Source organism: Hyphomicrobium sp. (genome assembly GCF_035548195.1).
Classification (GTDB): Bacteria; Pseudomonadota; Alphaproteobacteria; order Rhizobiales; family Hyphomicrobiaceae; genus Hyphomicrobium_B.
In genome coordinates, this window is sequence record NZ_DASZTY010000009.1 from 13,594 (window position 1) to 29,869 (window position 16,276).

The following is a 16,276-nucleotide window of genomic DNA, read 5'->3' on the forward strand; positions in this document are numbered from 1 at the left end:
GCTATTTCCTCGTCAGCGCCATATCATCTCGATGGATCAGCGTATCGCGTCCTTCAAAACCCAGGATCGCGGCGATTTCGCTCGAACGCTTGCCTATGATACGCCGGGCATCGTCCGCCGCATAGGCGACAAGACCGCGACCAAGCTCCCGTCCATCTGCGGCTCGGATAATAACGGCGTCCCCCCGATCGAACGAGCCGTCAACCCGTGTGACGCCCGCTGGAAGCAGACTTTTGCCCGAAGCCAACGCTTTTTCCGCGCCCGCGTCGAGAAAGACTTGTCCGTTCGGCACAAGTTGACCGTGAATCCAGCGCTTCTTCGCCGTAACTGGATCGGACTTAGCGATAAACCATGTGACGCGCGCGCCTTCCGAAATAGTCCGCAGCGGATGGAGCACCTTTCCGGTTGTGATGACCATGTCAGTCCCCGACGCGAGCGCAATCTTGCCCGCTTCGATCTTGGTCTTCATCCCACCCTTGGAAAGCTCAGTGCCGGCATCGCCTGCCATTGCTTCAATCTCGGGTGAAATCTCGGTGACGAGCGGGATATGATTGGCATTCGGATTGTCGTTCGGGGGAGCTGTATAAAGTCCGTCGACGTCGGACAGCAGCACAAGGCAATCCGCCGAAACCATGGACGCGACGCGCGCCGACAGTCGATCATTATCGCCGTAGCGGATTTCGGCCGTCGCAACAGTATCGTTTTCGTTGACAACCGGAACGGCCTTGAGAGCAAGCAAAACCTCGATCGTGTTTCGCGCGTTGAGATATCGGCGACGTTCTTCCGTATCGCCGAGCGTAAGAAGAATTTGCGCCGCGGTAAGTCCTCGCGCCGCCGCTAACTCTTGATAGGCATGTGCCAGGCTGATCTGACCGACGGATGCCGCCGCCTGGCTCTGTTCGAGCTCCAGCGGTCCTTTGGGCAGATTCAAAGCGTGCCGGCCCAACGCGATCGAGCCGGAGGAGACAAGCACGATCTCCTTCCCCGCCTTCGCGAGTTCAGCCACGTCATCCATTAAGGAGTTGAGCCAATCGGTTTTAATACGTCCGGTTGTCTGATCCGTCAGTAGCGCCGAGCCGATCTTCACGACGATACGCCGCGCTTTCGCCCATTCGGGGCGCACGGTTGCTATCGGAGTATCGGACGCTGAGGCGCGAACCATGTCCATCTCGGATCGAAGTCGGGTCAGGTGCTCGAAACAACAAATCTTGCCGTGCTTATCTGCAAATGCCCTCCGCCCGGCAAGAGGCATGGGCCGCATATCAGCCAGACGCGTTGATTTTTAGCTACCGCGGCCACCGAATAATGAGGGTTTTGGTTAGGGCACGAACGCAAGAAACAGAAAAGTTCCGAAAATGACGAGGTGCAGGAAGCCGAAGAGCACATTGGTCCGCCCAGTACCGAATGTAAGGATACTCGCTGCAAGGGTCATCATAACCAACGCCAAGTCGCGGGGATCGAGGCCGAGGATAAGTGACTTTTGAAGAAAGATGTTCGCCCCTGCGATCGCCGGAATCGTCAGTCCAATGGTCGCAAGTGACGAACCCAGCGCCAAGTTGAGACTTCTCTGCAGATTATCGCGGCTGGCCGCACCAACTGCCGCGATAGATTCCGGAAGCAGAACGATAAGTGCGATGACAACGCCGCTGACGCCCGCCGGTGCGCCGATCGCTGCGACGCCCGCATTAATTTCTATTGCGAAGAGCTTGGCGAGCAGAACCACAGCCGAAAGTGCGACGCATAGAAAAATAATTGAAGTGAGTATCCGCCCTTTTGGCGGCGGTGTCGCTCCGAACTCCTCGCGGTCACCGGTAAAGTAATCGCGATGCCGGACAGTCTGGGTGAACAGAAACACACCGTAAAGCGCAATGATGGCGACGCTGATGAAAGCGAGTTGGCTCGTTGAATAAAGCCGTCCGGGAGCCGAACTCGTATAATTCGGCAGAATGATCGACAGCGTCGTCAACACGATCAGCATTGCGAGATAGATCTTTGCCGACGTGACGTCAAAGCTCTGCTCACGATAACGAAGCCCGCCGACCAAAATACAAAGTCCCACCAAGCCGGTGGTGATGATCATGATCACGGAAAATACCGTATCGCGAACAAGCGTCGAAGCGGCCTTTCCGGTCAGCATCAACGATACGATTAGCGCCAGCTCGATAACCGTAACCGCAATCGTCAGGACCAGCGTTCCAACCGGCTCGCCCGTAACGTGCGCCACCTCTTCAGCGTGATAGACTGCCGCGAAGACGGCAGACATGAGCAGCGGCACAAGAATCACCGCAATTGCGATACCCAGCGGGTCGGACGCAAAATTTTCGCCGAAACCTGTAGCCGTCGCGCCGGCAAAAAGCAGAATGCCCAAAACCGGCAGAAACCATGTCCAGACAGGTGTTCGCGCGGAGTGAACCATGTATCGCTTTGCTCGGGTTGGCGGAGGATTCGACGACGGATCACGATAGTGCGTGAGTTGCGGACAAGCCGCAAGTGAGTGGAGGGCCGGATGCTCAGGGTGGCCAACTCACGGGTGCCAAGAACCGCCCGCCTCACCGTCAGCATCCTCTTCGTTCTGGCTGCCGCGCGAAATTTCCCGCACCAGAGCGTAGAGCGCATCCTTCACACCCGTTCCCGAGACGGCAGAAAGCAACAGAGGCGCTTTTCGCGCCGCCTTCTTGAGGATCTCGCGCCGCTCCTTGAGAGTGTCCGGATCGAGCGCATCGATTTTCGACAGCGCGACAATCTCTTTCTTCTTATCGATGTCGTTCCCGTACGCCTTCAACTCGCGTCGAACGGTCTTGTAATCGCCCGCAACGTCTTCCGACGTTGCATCGACCAGATGCAGAAGAACCCGGCACCGCTCGATGTGACCGAGGAACCGGTCGCCAAGTCCCGCGCCTTCGTTGGCACCCTCGATCAGTCCGGGAATATCCGCCAGCACGAAATCGGTATCTCCGACCCGCACGACACCGAGGTTTGGGTGTAACGTCGTGAACGGATAATCGGCGATCTTCGGCTTCGCCGCGCTGACCGTCGCAAGGAACGTCGATTTTCCGGCATTGGGCAAACCGACAAGTCCGGCGTCGGCAATCAGCTTCAACCGGAGCCAAATCGTCAACTCTTCGCCCGGTTGACCCGGATTGGCGTGGCGCGGCGCTTGATTGGTAGAGCTTTTGAAGTGAGCGTTGCCGAAGCCCCCGTTGCCGCCCTTCGCCAACCTGACGCGCTCTCCTGGCTCCGTCAGATCGGCGAGCAGCGTCTCTCCATCTTCCGCAAAGACCTGCGTCCCCGGAGGCACCTTGATAATACAATCGTCGCCGTTCGGTCCGGCGCGATTCTGGCCCATCCCCGGACGCCCGTTATCGGCGAAGAAATGTTGCTGGTACCGATAATCGATGAGCGTATTGAGATTCTGAACGCACTCAACCCAGACGTCGCCACCCTTGCCGCCATCGCCTCCGTTCGGCCCGCCGAACTCGATGAACTTTTCACGCCGGAACGAGATGCATCCGTTTCCGCCGGCCCCGGATCGGATGTAGATCTTTGCCTGATCAAGAAATTTCATGACGCCAACGCCCGGATGGTCATCGTCCACGGACGGCGGCGCTCGTAGCTCAGTGCCGGTAATTCGCACTGCCGCGCCTCGCACCAGCCCGTCGCGTCGCCGACATATTTGAACCCGAGCTTTTGGATGACACGCGCCGACGCTGGATTACCCGTCAGATGTTTGCAGATGAACCGCCGTACACCGGCTTTTCGGAAACCGTAATCCATCACTGCATTCGCGGCCTCAGTCGCATATCCCAGACCCCAGTACGGCTTTCCGATCCAGTAGCCGAGTTCAGCATCGCCGTTCGATTCCAGCGTAAATCCGCAGATACCAATCAGTTCCGATCGGCATTCGACGCCGAAAACGCGTTCTCCCTCCTCCACACCGTTGATCCATTGGTAAGCGGCGGCTTCCGAATAAGGATAAGGAATGCGTCCAGTCATACTCGCAACATCCCAATCGCCCGCGAGCGCTGCGATGCGCGGGGCGTCGCCGTCAACAACGGCTCTGAGACAAAGGCGAGCGGTTCGCATGATGATGCTTAAAGAGAATGGTTGTGGCGAAAAGTGATATGAGCCGGCCGCCGAAAAAGCAAAAGGGGATGGCGTTGCCATCCCCGAAACCTTCTGCGCAATGACGGAAGCTGATTATTCCGCTGCGACCGGCTTGGCCGGCTTAACCGAGATATAAACGCGGCCATTGCGCTTGGTGTCAAACTGGACGGTGCCTTCTTCGACAGCGAAGATCGTGTGATCGGTGCCCATCCCGACACCCGCGCCTGGATGCCACTGAGTGCCACGCTGACGACATAGGATGTTGCCTGGGATGACGTACTCGCCGCCATAGCGTTTAATGCCAAGGCGCTTGCTCTCCGAATCGCGGCCGTTACGTGTCGAGCCGCCTGCTTTTTTCTGTGCCATTAGAGAATCCTCGAATGATGCGGCGGCTCGTTACGCGCCGGTGATATCGGTGATGCGCACAATCGAAAGGTCCTGACGATGACCCTTCTTGCGGCGCGAATTCTTGCGGCGGCGCTTCTTGAAAGCGATAAGCTTCGGCCCGCGTGACTGTTCGACGAGTTCGGCAACAACCTTCGCACCCGAGACAAGCGGCGCACCAATCGTAACGTCAGCGCCCGAGCCAACCATGAGCACCTGATCGAATTCGACCTTGGCCCCAGCATCGCCCTGCACCCGCTCAATCGTGACGACATCGTCCTTGGAAACGCGGTATTGCTTGCCGCCCGTCTTGATGACAGCGTACATGTCCAATCCTTCCGGCCTTCGTGGCCTGTTACCGCGCCCTGTGGCGCCATCGAAAAACGATGGACTTTCAAAAGGGTGCTGGATTTTCCAGCTAAAGCCTCGGGCAGCGCATTCAACGCAGGCATATTTTCCCGCCTGCGAATTGGCGGTTTATTGTCGAAGTGAGGCACCTTGTCAATTGTGTGCGGCGTTTGGACATTGATTGTGACCTAAACCCAGCCCGGTCACAAACCCGGGCCACAATGGCCCCTCCCATGCAACCCGTGCCAAATCTCCCGGTTATTCCTGTTCTCGAAACGGGCTGCGATTTCTCGCTTGCGACTTTACGCGCCTGCAAAGACCGAACCCACGCCCTGCTCGATAGCGCCTCTCGTCGTTACCCGCGCAGCCTTCTGAGGGCGCTCGACCAAGTTTCGCGGGCCTGGCTCGCACGCTGGAACAACACGCATCTTTCCGAAATCGACACCATCGCCCGGCTTCTCGGTCGTCCTGGCGCCTATTTTTTCTCGGTCAATTACGAATGGGCTTGTACCTGCCGCGTTGCTCCGTCACCCGGCGGCCAGTCGGCGCGGCTGATACGTGTGCTCGATTGGAAATCACCGGGTCTTGGCGAAAATTTGGTCTGCGCGAAAGTAAAGGGGGCCAGCGCCGGGCCCTTCGCGCTAATGACTTGGCCGGGCTACACGGGCGTGCTTCAGGTCATGGCGCCTGGCCGGTTTTCCGCCGCGCTCAATCAAGCGCCCATGCGCTATGCTACGGGCCTCTTTTATATCGATTGGGCTGCCAACCGCCGCCGCGTGTGGCACATGCCCTATCCGACTCCCGCGCACCTGCTGCGGAAGGTTGCAGAGGAAGCACGAAACTTCGACGACGCGCACCGGATGCTCGTCGAACTGCCAATCTCAACGCCGGCGATATTTACGCTGGCAGGGACCGTCCCTCACGAAACCGCGGTGATCGAACGCACCGAACGTGAAGCCCGTGCCTACCGGGGATCGCAAACCGCAGCCAACCATTGGCAAACGTTCGGATGGACAGGCCATTCCCGGGGCGAAAAAAGCGCCGATCGCGCCCGGATCTTGAACAACGCCGAGCTCGCGTTTGATCCGGTCTTTCCCTGGCTTAAGCCTCCCGTTCTGAACGACAACACGCGCCTCGTGATGGTCGCCGATGCGAAAGAGGGCCGCATGCTCGCCCAGGGCTTCGAGAACACAAGGCCTGCGACTGCCGTTCTCGATATAACCTGGCTTCCCGCCGCCTGAGAGCGCTTGCACCAACCGCGAAGCACAGTTACAAGCCGCACCTTGCCGTCAGGCGCCACGGCTTCCGGAGAGGTGGCAGAGTGGTCGATCGCGCCGCACTCGAAATGCGGAGTACTCGCAAGGGTACCGGGGGTTCGAATCCCTCCCTCTCCGCCATAAAATATTGATATTACGCGATAAAATACGCGTCTCTCGGATCGTCGGCTATTCCCGCGCATTATCCGCGACTTAGCACGAGATGCTTTCCGGTAAGCGTCAGAGAGACGGCTATAGTTCCGGTTTTCCGAGTCCGTCACGCCGAAAGTCTCCTAGCGGCGATGCCGTGGTACCGGTGCGTGCGGCGGACCGAGCGGAACCCTGAGACATATGTCGCGAGGGCAAGCGACTGCGGCACTCACATTATTGTCTGAGATACATACGGTGGGTGTTCAGTTGAAACCCAGCTGACGAAGCTGGTCCGGCCAGAATGGGCTCAACGCGCCGGCTTGCTTCAACTTGTTTGCAGTCAGCTCCAGAGGCTGACGGCCTTGCAGAATGGCCATGGTGATCCGAGGCGCGAGGAAATTCAACCGGAAGACGCGTGTAAAGTAGGATCGGGTGACGCCGGCTGCTGCGGCCAGCTCCGCAACGGACATGTTCGTGTTCTGCGCGACCATGTCGTGAAAGCGGCGAGCTTGTCCGAGCAAGCGCAAGAGACTGCGATCCGGTTGCCGGTCGTCCGATTGAGCACTCTCGATCAATAGCCGCGTCTCCATTCCGGTCCGCCGAACACGGGCAGGAATGGTGAGCACCTCGATCGAACCGGTCGGCCGTGCGGGAAGGCGCTGCAAATCGGGATCAGGCTTCGTGATGTGCGTTATCATGGCAGGGCAGATCGCGATCTCTACCCGATCCGATCGCACATCGATCCGATTGATGAGTACGTGAAGGAGGACGCGCTTCCGCGTTGCAGGTAATGTGTTCCAGTGGCGCGCGAGATCGGCCGATCGCTCGATCAAAGCCTTCCGAACAGAAATCGACGATGCGTCACTAGCAGCTACGATGATGGACTGATCTCTGAGCAGAGCACAGATGCGGTTTTCGACCAGAGTTTCAAGATCAGCTGCGGGAACGCGGCACGCTGTTTCTGAAACCGCAGCACGGCCCCGTTTGATCAACGACTGGCTAACATAATAGCGGTAGCGAACGCCCTTCTTGTTGGCATGCGTCGGTACCATGCGCTCGCTGCTACTGTCATAAACGAGGCTGGCGAGCAGGCTCGGTGCCGTCGCCGTGGATTGCACCGTCCTCTCCACTCTGTTCGTCGTCAGTGCGTCCTGCACCTCATTCCAAAGTTCTTCATCGATGATCGCATCATGCTGGCCAGGATGGACGGTTCCCTTGTGAACGATCTTGCCGCGATAGATCTGGTTCTGCAGCATCAGATAGAGCGCGCCGCGTACCATCGGAACACCGCCACGCCGCGCACCGTCGCGGCAGATGCGGACTTTGCTCACAATGCCGGCCGCATCGAGATCGTCTTTGAGCGCGCGCACCGACTTCAACGCCGCATAGCGCCGGAAGATGTGGCGCACCGTGTCGGCCTCCTTAATATTGATCAGGAGCTTCCGGTCCGTGGCGTCGTAGCCAAGCGGCGTCGCGCCACCCATCCACATGCCTTTGGCTTTTGATGCGGCGATCTTATCGCGGATGCGCTCACCTGTGACCTCACGCTCGAATTGCGCGAAGGACAGCAGCATGTTCAGCGTTAAACGTCCCATCGACGTGGTGGTATTGAACTGCTGGGTGACCGAGACGAACGACACTTTTTTGGCATCGAAGGCGTCAACGATCTTAGCGAAGTCGGCGAGCGATCGCGTCAGGCGGTCGACCTTATAGACAATGACCGTGTCGATCTGGCCGGCCTCGATATCGGCCAACAACCGACGCAGCGCTGGCCGCTCCATGCTGCCGCCAGAGAACCCACCGTCGTCGTACATTGCCGGGAGAGCAATCCAGCCGGCAGACTTCTGGCTCTTGATATAAGCCTCGCAAGCTTCGCGTTGAGCATCGAGCGAGTTGAAGTCCTGCTCGAGCCCTTCCTCGGAGGACTTACGCGTGTAGATCGCACAGCGATGACGCTCTGGCTGACTATAGTTGCCTCGACTACGCATAGCCGTCATCTTCTTGCTTGGCCGCGATACCTAGCCCGAAGAACCGCGGGCCGGACCAGCGCGCGCCTGTGATCTCGCGAGCAATGATCGACAGAGACGCCCACGTTTTTCCGCGCCAGACGAAGCCGTCCTCTGTGACAAGGACTTCGTGAGTATCCCCGCCCCATGCCCGAAGCAGACGAGCCCCAGATCTCAACATAATCGTGCGCTTCTGAACTGGATCGGCGTTCGTCACCAGCATGTGGGCGAGGACATTGAGCCGGTGCCTCGTGGCGGCATTCAAACCACCGTCCAATTGTGCCTGCAGCTTCCAGGCAATGCCAAGCTCTAACTGCTCGCGAGCGAGCTTCTTCGGCGCACGATATCGAAAATGCCGGCTCCACAGGGTCTGCAACTCGGCATAGGATGCTTCATCGAGCGCAGCGATCTGCCGTGCCAAATCCCTCTGCTCACTATTGTTCTGTAGTTTATCAAGGTCGACCACGGCGGCTGCTTCCGAGACAGCCGCCGTGGCTCTTGCCAAGATCGATCTTCGATTGGACATAACGAATGTCAGCGGCCGCGCCGTGTCTCGAGCCGATACCGGCGCAACTCTCCATCGGATTTGGAGGACGTCAGAGCGAGACCGAGCTTCTTCTTGACCGTTCCGGCCAGGAAGCCGCGAACGCTATGCTGCTGCCAGTCCGTCGCTTGCATCATTTCGGGGATGGTCGCGCCGTTGCGTTCGTTCAGCAGTGCTAGAATGCGATTCTGCTTCGTGTTACGCGCCGCCGCCTCGACCTTCGGCAGCTCTGCCGGTGTGACGGACAATTTCGGCTGTTTGGGATGGGCCTTCGGTCTACCTGCTTTGCTGGGTGGAGTTGCTCGTTTGGCTTTAGTCGAGGAATGGACTTCAGGTGCGGTCATTTAGGACTCCGTGGCTCTTAGGAAACGTCCTAATCGACGCTCCCACTGCCCGAAGCCCCGCAAATCGCGAGGCGAGCCCATAAGCACCCGGTCAACTGCGGTGCCTGTCACACAACCAATGCGTCCTTTGCGACAGAAGTCGAGGACCGATTCGGCTATGACAGCTACTGTCGAAATTTCAGTTAATTAGCTCTGTCAGATGACAACCAGACGGGTCGAATGAGCGCGCGGATATCAGGCGGAAAGCGTCGACCTTGTTGCTGGAAGTAGGGCCCAAGGATGCTTTATCCCAGAAGCGGACTCTTGGCGGTGTTGAACTGCACTCGCCCGAGCCAATCGCAACCACGACTGCTTTCGAATGATCTGCGGACCCTTCTCCCGGCGAATCCTCGCAAAGCGCTTCTGACGCGATCCTGGCTAGGCAGAGCCCTCTGCTCTGCCCTTAGCCGGCTAGATGTCGATCTTCTCCGGGATCTCGATCGCATCATCGACCTCGATGCCGAGATAGCGCACGGTGCTCTCGATCTCCGAATGTCCGAGCAAAAGCTGGACGGCACGAAGGTTTCCCGTTCGTATTGCTTGCAGCGTCTGGTCGGTCAGCTCAAACCGAACCGGACGGCCCGTCTTCTTCTGCCTTATGGTGGCGCGATCCCTAGCGTAACAGCTCGGCGTCACGACAGCGGCAAGTAGCGTGCATAGAATCGTTCGATCTGCTCAAGGCTGGCGTCGGCATTCTTGGCGAGGTTGAAGATTGGTTTTCTCATTCAGGGACGCCCGCATCGTTGCGATTGGCATCGCGCAATCCTACCGCGCCGGGAGCGCTCGAAAATTATAGCCGACACGATAATAAAACGAGCCGACTTCGACCCCACCCCTGCTGATGGTCGCGATATTAAGCGGTCCGAGATACTGAAAATAAGGCGCCAAATCTGCCGAGTTGAGTTGGCGCTTCTCGAAACCAAACAATATCATGTCGCGCCCGTTTTGTTCGGCGGCGGGAAACCAGTAAGTGTACATCAGGCCCTCGGACCCAAAGAGGCCACGTCCTGCCGTCTCTTTGGACCCGTCGTGGTCGCCGTCATAATAGGCGAGTTCACTGGCCATGAAATAACGGTCCATGCCGACCATAAGCGGATCTTCATTATATCGGTCGCGGACGCGTTTTTGGATTTCGAATGCTTGTTCGCCCAACTCTTTCCAAGAGATCGGCAGGTCCCGCAGTTGCAGACTGGATTTGAGCGGATGATCTGGCAGGCCGACGGCGATGAAATAAAATGCCCCACCACAAATAACTAATGAGGATACGATCGTAACGGACCAAGCTTGACGCAAATCAAATCTCCCGAACGCTCCATTTTGACTCTTCATCGCGCAGAGCGCTGCTACCGCCGGCAAGACGGCCAGCCAGATCGGTCCCGTCCAATTTAGTTTGACGTCGTGAAGCAAGCTGAATGCGACGAAGACCGATAGCGGTACGACGGTAAAAACAAAGGCGAATAGCCGTCGACGATCCCCATTGGAGAAAAACCGGCGGGTTGACGATATTTCCTCAAAAAGCACCCGCGCCGCCGAGATCATACCGACGGGCGTCAGGATAGCCACGATCGAAAGAAGCAGGAGGTGGAAGGAAAATCGAACCGGTTCCTCGACGCGCCGTGCACTCTGGAAGATGAATGAAACCCATCCATGATCTGCATTCCAGATAATCACGGGCGAAAAGATGGCCAATGCCAGTACCGCGCCGACATAAGGCCACGGCCGGAGAAACCAAACGCGCGACTTTGAATCGAGCAGCATGAAGAGGACGATCGCGGGGCCAAGAAGCGCGATCGAGTACTTTGATATAAGACCCAATCCCAAAGAGATGCCGACGCCTAGCCATGCCCTTTGGCTTCCGCCGAAAAACACACGTTCGAGGAAGAAAAGTGTACCCGCCCAAGCCGCCATGAGGGGAGCATCTGGCATGATCAAGAAGCCGGATACGACATAGTACGGCAGTGATGACAGCAGGAGCACGGAGATAAACGCCGCGGTCATTCCGTAGAGGTTACGCGTGAGTTGAAAACAAAACGCGCCAGTGACAAACCACGTCAATAGTGCGCTTGCCCGAAGAGCGAATTCGCTTCCACCAAGAATCTGCGTTGACAGCCAGATGAGCCACGCAACCATCGGCGGATGATCGAGATACCCGAAATCTAGATGTTGAGAGTAGTTCCAGTAGTAGGCCTCCTCTGGAATGAGGTCCACTGTGCGCATGAAGACGAGCCGCAGAAGAACTGCATAGAGGACCACGCCAACGGCAGCGATACGCCATCGTATCCGCTCCGACGTTCGCTGTCCGACGAGCGGGAAAACATAGAATGCGCTGCCGACATAGCCGACGAGCGCAGCCGTTGAGATGCCGAGAAATTCCACTGCCGCCAGTGGCCACTTCCAAACGTTCAATGCAAGCTGGTGAACGCCGGCATACAGAAAGAATGCCAAAAAACCGATGGCAACAAAGCGGCTGAGAATGCGCCACTCCGCTTCAGGAGATCGCGTAGGATAATCCGAAAACGTCCACCTGGAGTTTAGCGCATAGCTGACAATTATCCCGCAAAGGAGGCCTGATGCCTGTGCCGCCCCCACGCCTAGGCCCAGCGTGATCAGAGTTTTTAGCACAGCGTAGTCGATGCAAACGCCAACAACTACGACAGCCGTAAAGCGCATCGCAGTCCGCAGAGACACCGCCCCACCGGCCATTGCCATCAGGCGCTGCCCTCGGGAAAGAAACGAGGTTATGCTGAGCGTTGAAGCGCCTTGCGCGACATTGAATCTGGAGCGCGCCGCGACTTCCATCTCTATTTCCGCCATGTCAGCATCGCGCTCGCTGAATAATTGAATGCCGCTGCCATCACGGCGCCTGCGATGCCCGCAAGCCACCAACTGGGATCGCGAAGATAAATGAGTTCGGCTATGCCGACGTTGGCAAACGTACCTACACTGCAAACCAAATAGAACACGCCAAGGCCCTTCAACGCATTCAGTCCGGTCAATCGTCGGTCGCGAAACGTCAATGCATTGTTGAGGAAGAAGTTGGTCGTCATTGCTACCAGCGCCGCCAGGAACTGTGCGAGATAGAAGGGCGCCACGGGAAGTACGACTATGGTCCGCAACACCGCGAGATGGACAAACAGGCCGGACGCGCCAACCAGCGCAAACAGAAAGAAGCGTGGCGAAACGCGATTGCTGGTAAATTTGGCGAGCAACAGCCCAGCAAAATCGGCAACAACGAGCCCATCGAGCTTCGAGGCGCCGAGCAGTCGAGGCCTGAACGTGTAAGGCAATTCCGTTATTTTAAGCTCTGGCGACGAGGCGAGGATATCGAGCAGCAGTTTGAATCCATCGGTTGAAAGCTTCGGAGCGATGGCTTCGATGACCTCGCGGCGAATCATGAAGAAGCCGCTCATCGGGTCGCTGACTTGGGTTTTCAAAAGCATGTTCGTCAATCGCGTGGCGAACACGCTCGATCGCTGTCGGCTTTTGGAGAACCCACTGCCGGCGTTACCGGCACCGATATATCGTGAGGCAATGACAAGATCGGCCCCGAGTTCGATTTCTGCGAGCATCCCCGACAAGAGCCGTTCATCGTGCTGCAGATCGCCGTCGATAACCGCGACGATCTTGCCCGCCGCTGCCAGCATGCCTTCGATAACGGCTCCGGCGAGACCACGCCGCCCAATGCGACGGATTGCGCGCACGCGGCTATCGCGTTCGCCCCGCTGGCGCACCAGATTCGAAGTTCCATCGGGGCTGTCATCGTCGACGAAGATGACTTCCCATCGAATGCCGGCAAGAGCGGTATCGAGAGCCTCGATCAACGGCTCAACATTTTCGGCCTCGCAGTAGGTCGGAACAACGATGGTTAGGCGTGGACCGGCACTAACCCCTTCGCGGTGGCTTCCGGTACGTCGCTCAATTTCGTGTGCCGCCGTAATCGCGTGCGAATGCGAATCGAGCATCGTCATGCTGGATTCGTCTCGGCAGGAAGCAGGCGATCGTCGCCGCATGTGCGCTGGATCACAATCGACTTTTGTGCAAATATTCCCACCAGCCCCACCATTTCGGATCCCCGCGGCACCGTCCTAGCTGTTGGTGTCTGAACCGTGTCGTTTTCCCTACATTCCTGTATCGTTAGCGGCGTTACGCGACAGTTCGACGACGAGGATGTAATGTTGTTGACAAGCGCTGCGCGCGCATAAGTTTCACAAAGCAATTGCGATGACGTTGTTTACAATTTTGTGTGGTTATGGCCGCAAATGAATCGCTGTCCTGCAGTTCGGTTCTGCGAAGGATCGACCGCTCGAGACAGTTTGCATGCACACGAAGGATCTGGCGCGCGCGCTGAGAGCGTTCGCCAATATTGCTGATTTCGATCGTTCCCAAGAATTACATCGCCTTGCGGTATTCCTCGAGCGCGGTAGAAACGAGACGATTGCTGCTCGATTGAAGCGCACCAGATCATCCGCGCGTTATCCTGCTCGGCTGAAAGAGTCGCTTGCAGCGATAGAAGATGGTTTGCGAGCCGCTGGAGCGATCAAACCGAGCATTGCTTTGGCCGAAATTCAACGAATTTTCGCTGGCCGTCCCGATGCGACGATCGGCGCTTTTTTCGAAGAGATTTCGCTGCCGCCGCTATTGCCCGATGCGAGCGCGCGCCGCTTCAAATCCGCCAACGAGAGCGTTGCAAAGAGCATCTGCTCCGATCTTGCTGAAGCAAGCGGCAATGGCCAGTCCTTTCATGCGCGCCTGGCGGAGCTTGTTTCGGCTAGCTCCGCAGGCACTGCGACGTGGACGCTCGTCGCAAATCAATTCATTGGAAATCGGAGAGCCTATCGTGACCGTGCCGCCGCAATACGCGCCATAAAGTTACACTTCGACGCGTTATGACGCCCAGTTCCGACGCCACGGTTTCAAGGGCTATTATACAATTCTGCAACTGATGGCCTTTAGCGGCTGCCACCATCCATCTCCTGTTCGACTCGGCTATGTCTGACTTCCGCTCTAGGAGAGGTTGACGCTGCTTTTACGCGCTTCAACGCGTTGCTGCGGAAATGCCACCTCGACGATCAAGCCCGGATTGTTGTCGGCAAGTGTGACCTTGGCGCTATGGAGTTCCGCGATCGCGGAAACGAGACTTAAGCCAAGACCGCTGCCCTTAGCTGCGCGGCTTTTCTCCAAGCGATAAAGGCGTCTGAACACTTTTTCGCGTTCTTCGGGAGGTATTCCGGCGCCGGTGTCCCGGACCTTCACAGTCGGATGTCCGCCGTCCGCAGCCAGTTCAACGCTGATCTGCGCGCCCGAAGGACAATGCAGGATGGCGTTCTCGACCAGATTGATGAAGAGCTGATTCAGAAGTTTCCGGTCGCCATGCACAGTAGCAGGAGTGTTTCCGATCAGCCCAGTCAATTGCTGGTCCTGCTCCTCGGCGACAGCTTCTAGAGCGTCGACGATATTGATGAGTAAGCTGTTCAATTCGACATCGACGAATTTTCTCTTCCGTGCGCCCGCTTCGATTTCCGAAATTCTGAGCAGCGCGTCGAACGTTTCGGAGATTCCATCTATTTCCAGCAGAGCTTCCTCGACGGCAGATTCATATATCGCCAAGTCCGATGAGTTCGTTTGAACGACTTCGAGCTTCTGCCGCATACGCGCTATGGGTGTTCGAAGATCATGCGCAATGTCAGTGGAGACCTGTCGCAAATTTCCGATGAGCGCCTGCAGTCGGTCGAGCGTGGCGTTTATCAGCGCCGCAACATGATCAAGATCGTCTGCAGACGGACTGCGAGGCACGCGCTCCTGCAATTGTCCGGATGCAACGGCGCCAAGAACCCCTTCCATTTTGGCGATGCGCTTTTGTGCATTCATGCCGAGGATGTAACCGCCGATCATTGCCGACAGTATCGACAGTCCAATTCCCCATAGAAGCCCTTTGAGAAGAACGCGCTGCGCGTCGTTGATGTCGCCGTTGCCGTCCCCGACGAAGAGAAAGCCGTTCTTTATCGTTGTCCATCGTCCGACCACTGCAGTACTCGCGCGTGGGGCAGTCCAAGCACCTATGAGCGGCAATTCATGCCACGGGATCGTTTTCCAGCCCGGGAATCGGGGGATCACCCTGATATTGCCGGCGACATACTGATCCGCCCTATCTGTCAGGAGGTAAATGTCTTCATTCGATTGCGCTACCTGCGCATGGCGATTGACCATCGCCGCCAATCCCTCGAAGCCACCGCTGACTTCTACATCCGCCAACGTTCTGCGGACTTCCTCGACATGAGCTTTGAGGTTTTCGTTAAGCTGATTGTTGATGGCGAAGAACAGCACCGAAAAGATGACTAGGTTCGTCAATGAAATAATCGCCGCCACAAGCGCCGCTAGGCGAAAGGCCGTGCGCTGCGTCAGCCTAGTCTTTATCATCGATGCGATAGCCAAGTCCTCTCACCGTGCGTATCAGAGGTATATCTCCCGGACGATCGATTTTCAGCCGCAGCCGGCTCACATTCGTCTGAACAATTGATGTCTTTGGATCCAACTCCAAACCCCAGACTTGCTCAAGCATCATCGAGCGAGTGACGACACGACCGCTATTCCGCAGCAGGATCTCGAGCATACGAAATTCGCGTGGCTGCAGATGGATGATCTCACCCGCCCGTTTGACCTCCCGCTTGATCAAATTGACTTCAAGATCCGCAATCTTGAATAAAAATTCCTCGTACGATGTCGGCGGCCGCCGCCCAAGAGCCGACACACGCGCGATAAGTTCACCGAGGGCAAAGGGTTTGACAAGGTAGTCATCGGCCCCGCTCTCAAATCCCTCGATGCGGTCTTCGATTCCGCCAACGGCGGTCAGGAACAGGATCGCCGATGTCACCTTCATCGACCGAAGCCGCTGGACAATGGAAAGCCCGTCTAGGCCGGGAAGCATTCGGTCGATGATCAGGACATCGAAGCTGCCGACGGTGGCGTGCTTAAAACCGCTTTGGCCATCGTTGGCGACTTCGACAGTGTGTCCCTGGTCCGCGAGGCTTTGCCTGACAATGCGTGACGTTTGGTCGTCGTCTTCTATTACGAGGATGTGCATGGAGCATCCATCAAGCGGGC

The 16,276-nt window shown here is 57.3% G+C and carries 15 protein-coding genes, 1 tRNA gene and 1 pseudogene; 3 read left to right on the forward strand and 14 right to left on the reverse strand.

All coding sequences use genetic code 11. The features are described 5' to 3' along the window. Nucleotide 1: 1 nt before the first annotated feature. The 6 genes from proB to rplU form a co-directional block, all read right to left on the reverse strand. Complete coding sequence (gene proB, locus VHB22_RS02490; RefSeq protein ID WP_325455375.1) at nucleotides 2–1,162, reverse strand: glutamate 5-kinase; 1,161 nt, start codon at nucleotides 1,160–1,162, stop codon at nucleotides 2–4. A 156-nt stretch (nucleotides 1,163–1,318) separates the two neighbouring features. Next, nucleotides 1,319–2,416, reverse strand: a complete 1,098-nt coding sequence (locus VHB22_RS02495; protein ID WP_325455376.1) for an ionic transporter y4hA — start codon at nucleotides 2,414–2,416, stop codon at nucleotides 1,319–1,321. Nucleotides 2,417–2,524: 108 nt separating this feature from the next. Further along, nucleotides 2,525–3,565: a GTPase ObgE gene (obgE, locus tag VHB22_RS02500; RefSeq protein WP_325455377.1), complete on the reverse strand. Its 1,041-nt coding sequence runs from the start codon at nucleotides 3,563–3,565 to the stop codon at nucleotides 2,525–2,527. Beyond that, complete coding sequence (locus VHB22_RS02505) at nucleotides 3,562–4,083, reverse strand: GNAT family N-acetyltransferase (RefSeq protein ID WP_325455378.1); 522 nt, start codon at nucleotides 4,081–4,083, stop codon at nucleotides 3,562–3,564. The genes obgE and VHB22_RS02505 overlap by 4 nt, the downstream gene beginning before the upstream one ends. 114 nt (nucleotides 4,084–4,197) lie before the next feature. Continuing rightward, nucleotides 4,198–4,470 carry a 50S ribosomal protein L27 gene (gene rpmA, locus VHB22_RS02510; RefSeq protein WP_325455379.1) on the reverse strand — a complete coding sequence of 91 codons (273 nt, stop codon included), beginning with the start codon at nucleotides 4,468–4,470 and terminating at the stop codon, nucleotides 4,198–4,200. A 30-nt stretch (nucleotides 4,471–4,500) separates the two neighbouring features. Next, the gene (rplU, locus tag VHB22_RS02515; protein ID WP_325455380.1) at nucleotides 4,501–4,815 is read right to left on the reverse strand and encodes a 50S ribosomal protein L21; all 315 of its coding nucleotides are present in this window, start codon (nucleotides 4,813–4,815) and stop codon (nucleotides 4,501–4,503) included. 254 nt (nucleotides 4,816–5,069) lie between these two features. Between rplU and VHB22_RS02520 the strand changes: the two genes are divergently transcribed. Both VHB22_RS02520 and VHB22_RS02525 read left to right on the forward strand, forming a co-directional pair. Beyond that, entirely contained in the window at nucleotides 5,070–6,077 is a 1,008-nt protein-coding gene (locus VHB22_RS02520; protein ID WP_325455381.1) for a hypothetical protein, read from the forward strand. Between the two features lie 66 nt (nucleotides 6,078–6,143). Further along, nucleotides 6,144–6,233, forward strand: a tRNA-Ser gene (locus tag VHB22_RS02525). A gap of 272 nt (nucleotides 6,234–6,505) precedes the next feature. On the opposite strand, the gene VHB22_RS02530 is transcribed toward VHB22_RS02525, so the two are convergent. The 6 genes and pseudogenes from VHB22_RS02530 to VHB22_RS02555 form a co-directional block, all read right to left on the reverse strand. Then, on the reverse strand, nucleotides 6,506–8,230 hold the full coding sequence (locus VHB22_RS02530; protein WP_325455382.1) for a recombinase family protein: 1,725 nt from the start codon (nucleotides 8,228–8,230) through the stop codon (nucleotides 6,506–6,508). After that, nucleotides 8,223–8,753 (reverse strand): DUF2924 domain-containing protein, encoded by a 531-nt coding sequence (locus VHB22_RS02535; protein WP_325455383.1) that lies wholly within the window; start codon nucleotides 8,751–8,753, stop codon nucleotides 8,223–8,225. Before VHB22_RS02535 ends, VHB22_RS02530 begins: the two co-directional genes overlap by 8 nt. A 29-nt stretch (nucleotides 8,754–8,782) precedes the next feature. Beyond that, nucleotides 8,783–9,136, reverse strand: coding sequence for a DUF3489 domain-containing protein (locus tag VHB22_RS02540; RefSeq protein ID WP_325455384.1), 354 nt, complete (start codon nucleotides 9,134–9,136; stop codon nucleotides 8,783–8,785). Nucleotides 9,137–9,586: 450 nt separating this feature from the next. Continuing rightward, nucleotides 9,587–9,811: pseudogene (locus VHB22_RS02545) on the reverse strand (integrase); the annotation flags it as partial. A 129-nt stretch (nucleotides 9,812–9,940) separates the two neighbouring features. Continuing rightward, nucleotides 9,941–11,989: a glycosyltransferase family 39 protein gene (locus VHB22_RS02550; protein WP_325455386.1), complete on the reverse strand. Its 2,049-nt coding sequence runs from the start codon at nucleotides 11,987–11,989 to the stop codon at nucleotides 9,941–9,943. Next, nucleotides 11,977–13,143: a glycosyltransferase family 2 protein gene (locus VHB22_RS02555; RefSeq protein ID WP_325455387.1), complete on the reverse strand. Its 1,167-nt coding sequence runs from the start codon at nucleotides 13,141–13,143 to the stop codon at nucleotides 11,977–11,979. Before VHB22_RS02555 ends, VHB22_RS02550 begins: the two co-directional genes overlap by 13 nt. Nucleotides 13,144–13,492: 349 nt before the next feature. On the opposite strand from VHB22_RS02555, the gene VHB22_RS02560 reads away from it, so the two are divergent. Next, nucleotides 13,493–14,065, forward strand: a complete 573-nt coding sequence (locus VHB22_RS02560) for a hypothetical protein (protein WP_325455388.1) — start codon at nucleotides 13,493–13,495, stop codon at nucleotides 14,063–14,065. 114 nt (nucleotides 14,066–14,179) lie between these two features. On the opposite strand, the gene VHB22_RS02565 is transcribed toward VHB22_RS02560, so the two are convergent. Both VHB22_RS02565 and VHB22_RS02570 read right to left on the reverse strand, forming a co-directional pair. Then, nucleotides 14,180–15,592 (reverse strand): sensor histidine kinase, encoded by a 1,413-nt coding sequence (locus VHB22_RS02565; RefSeq protein WP_325455389.1) that lies wholly within the window; start codon nucleotides 15,590–15,592, stop codon nucleotides 14,180–14,182. Next, nucleotides 15,579–16,256, reverse strand: coding sequence for a response regulator transcription factor (locus VHB22_RS02570; RefSeq protein WP_325455390.1), 678 nt, complete (start codon nucleotides 16,254–16,256; stop codon nucleotides 15,579–15,581). The genes VHB22_RS02565 and VHB22_RS02570 overlap by 14 nt, the downstream gene beginning before the upstream one ends. Nucleotides 16,257–16,276 lie beyond the last annotated feature (20 nt).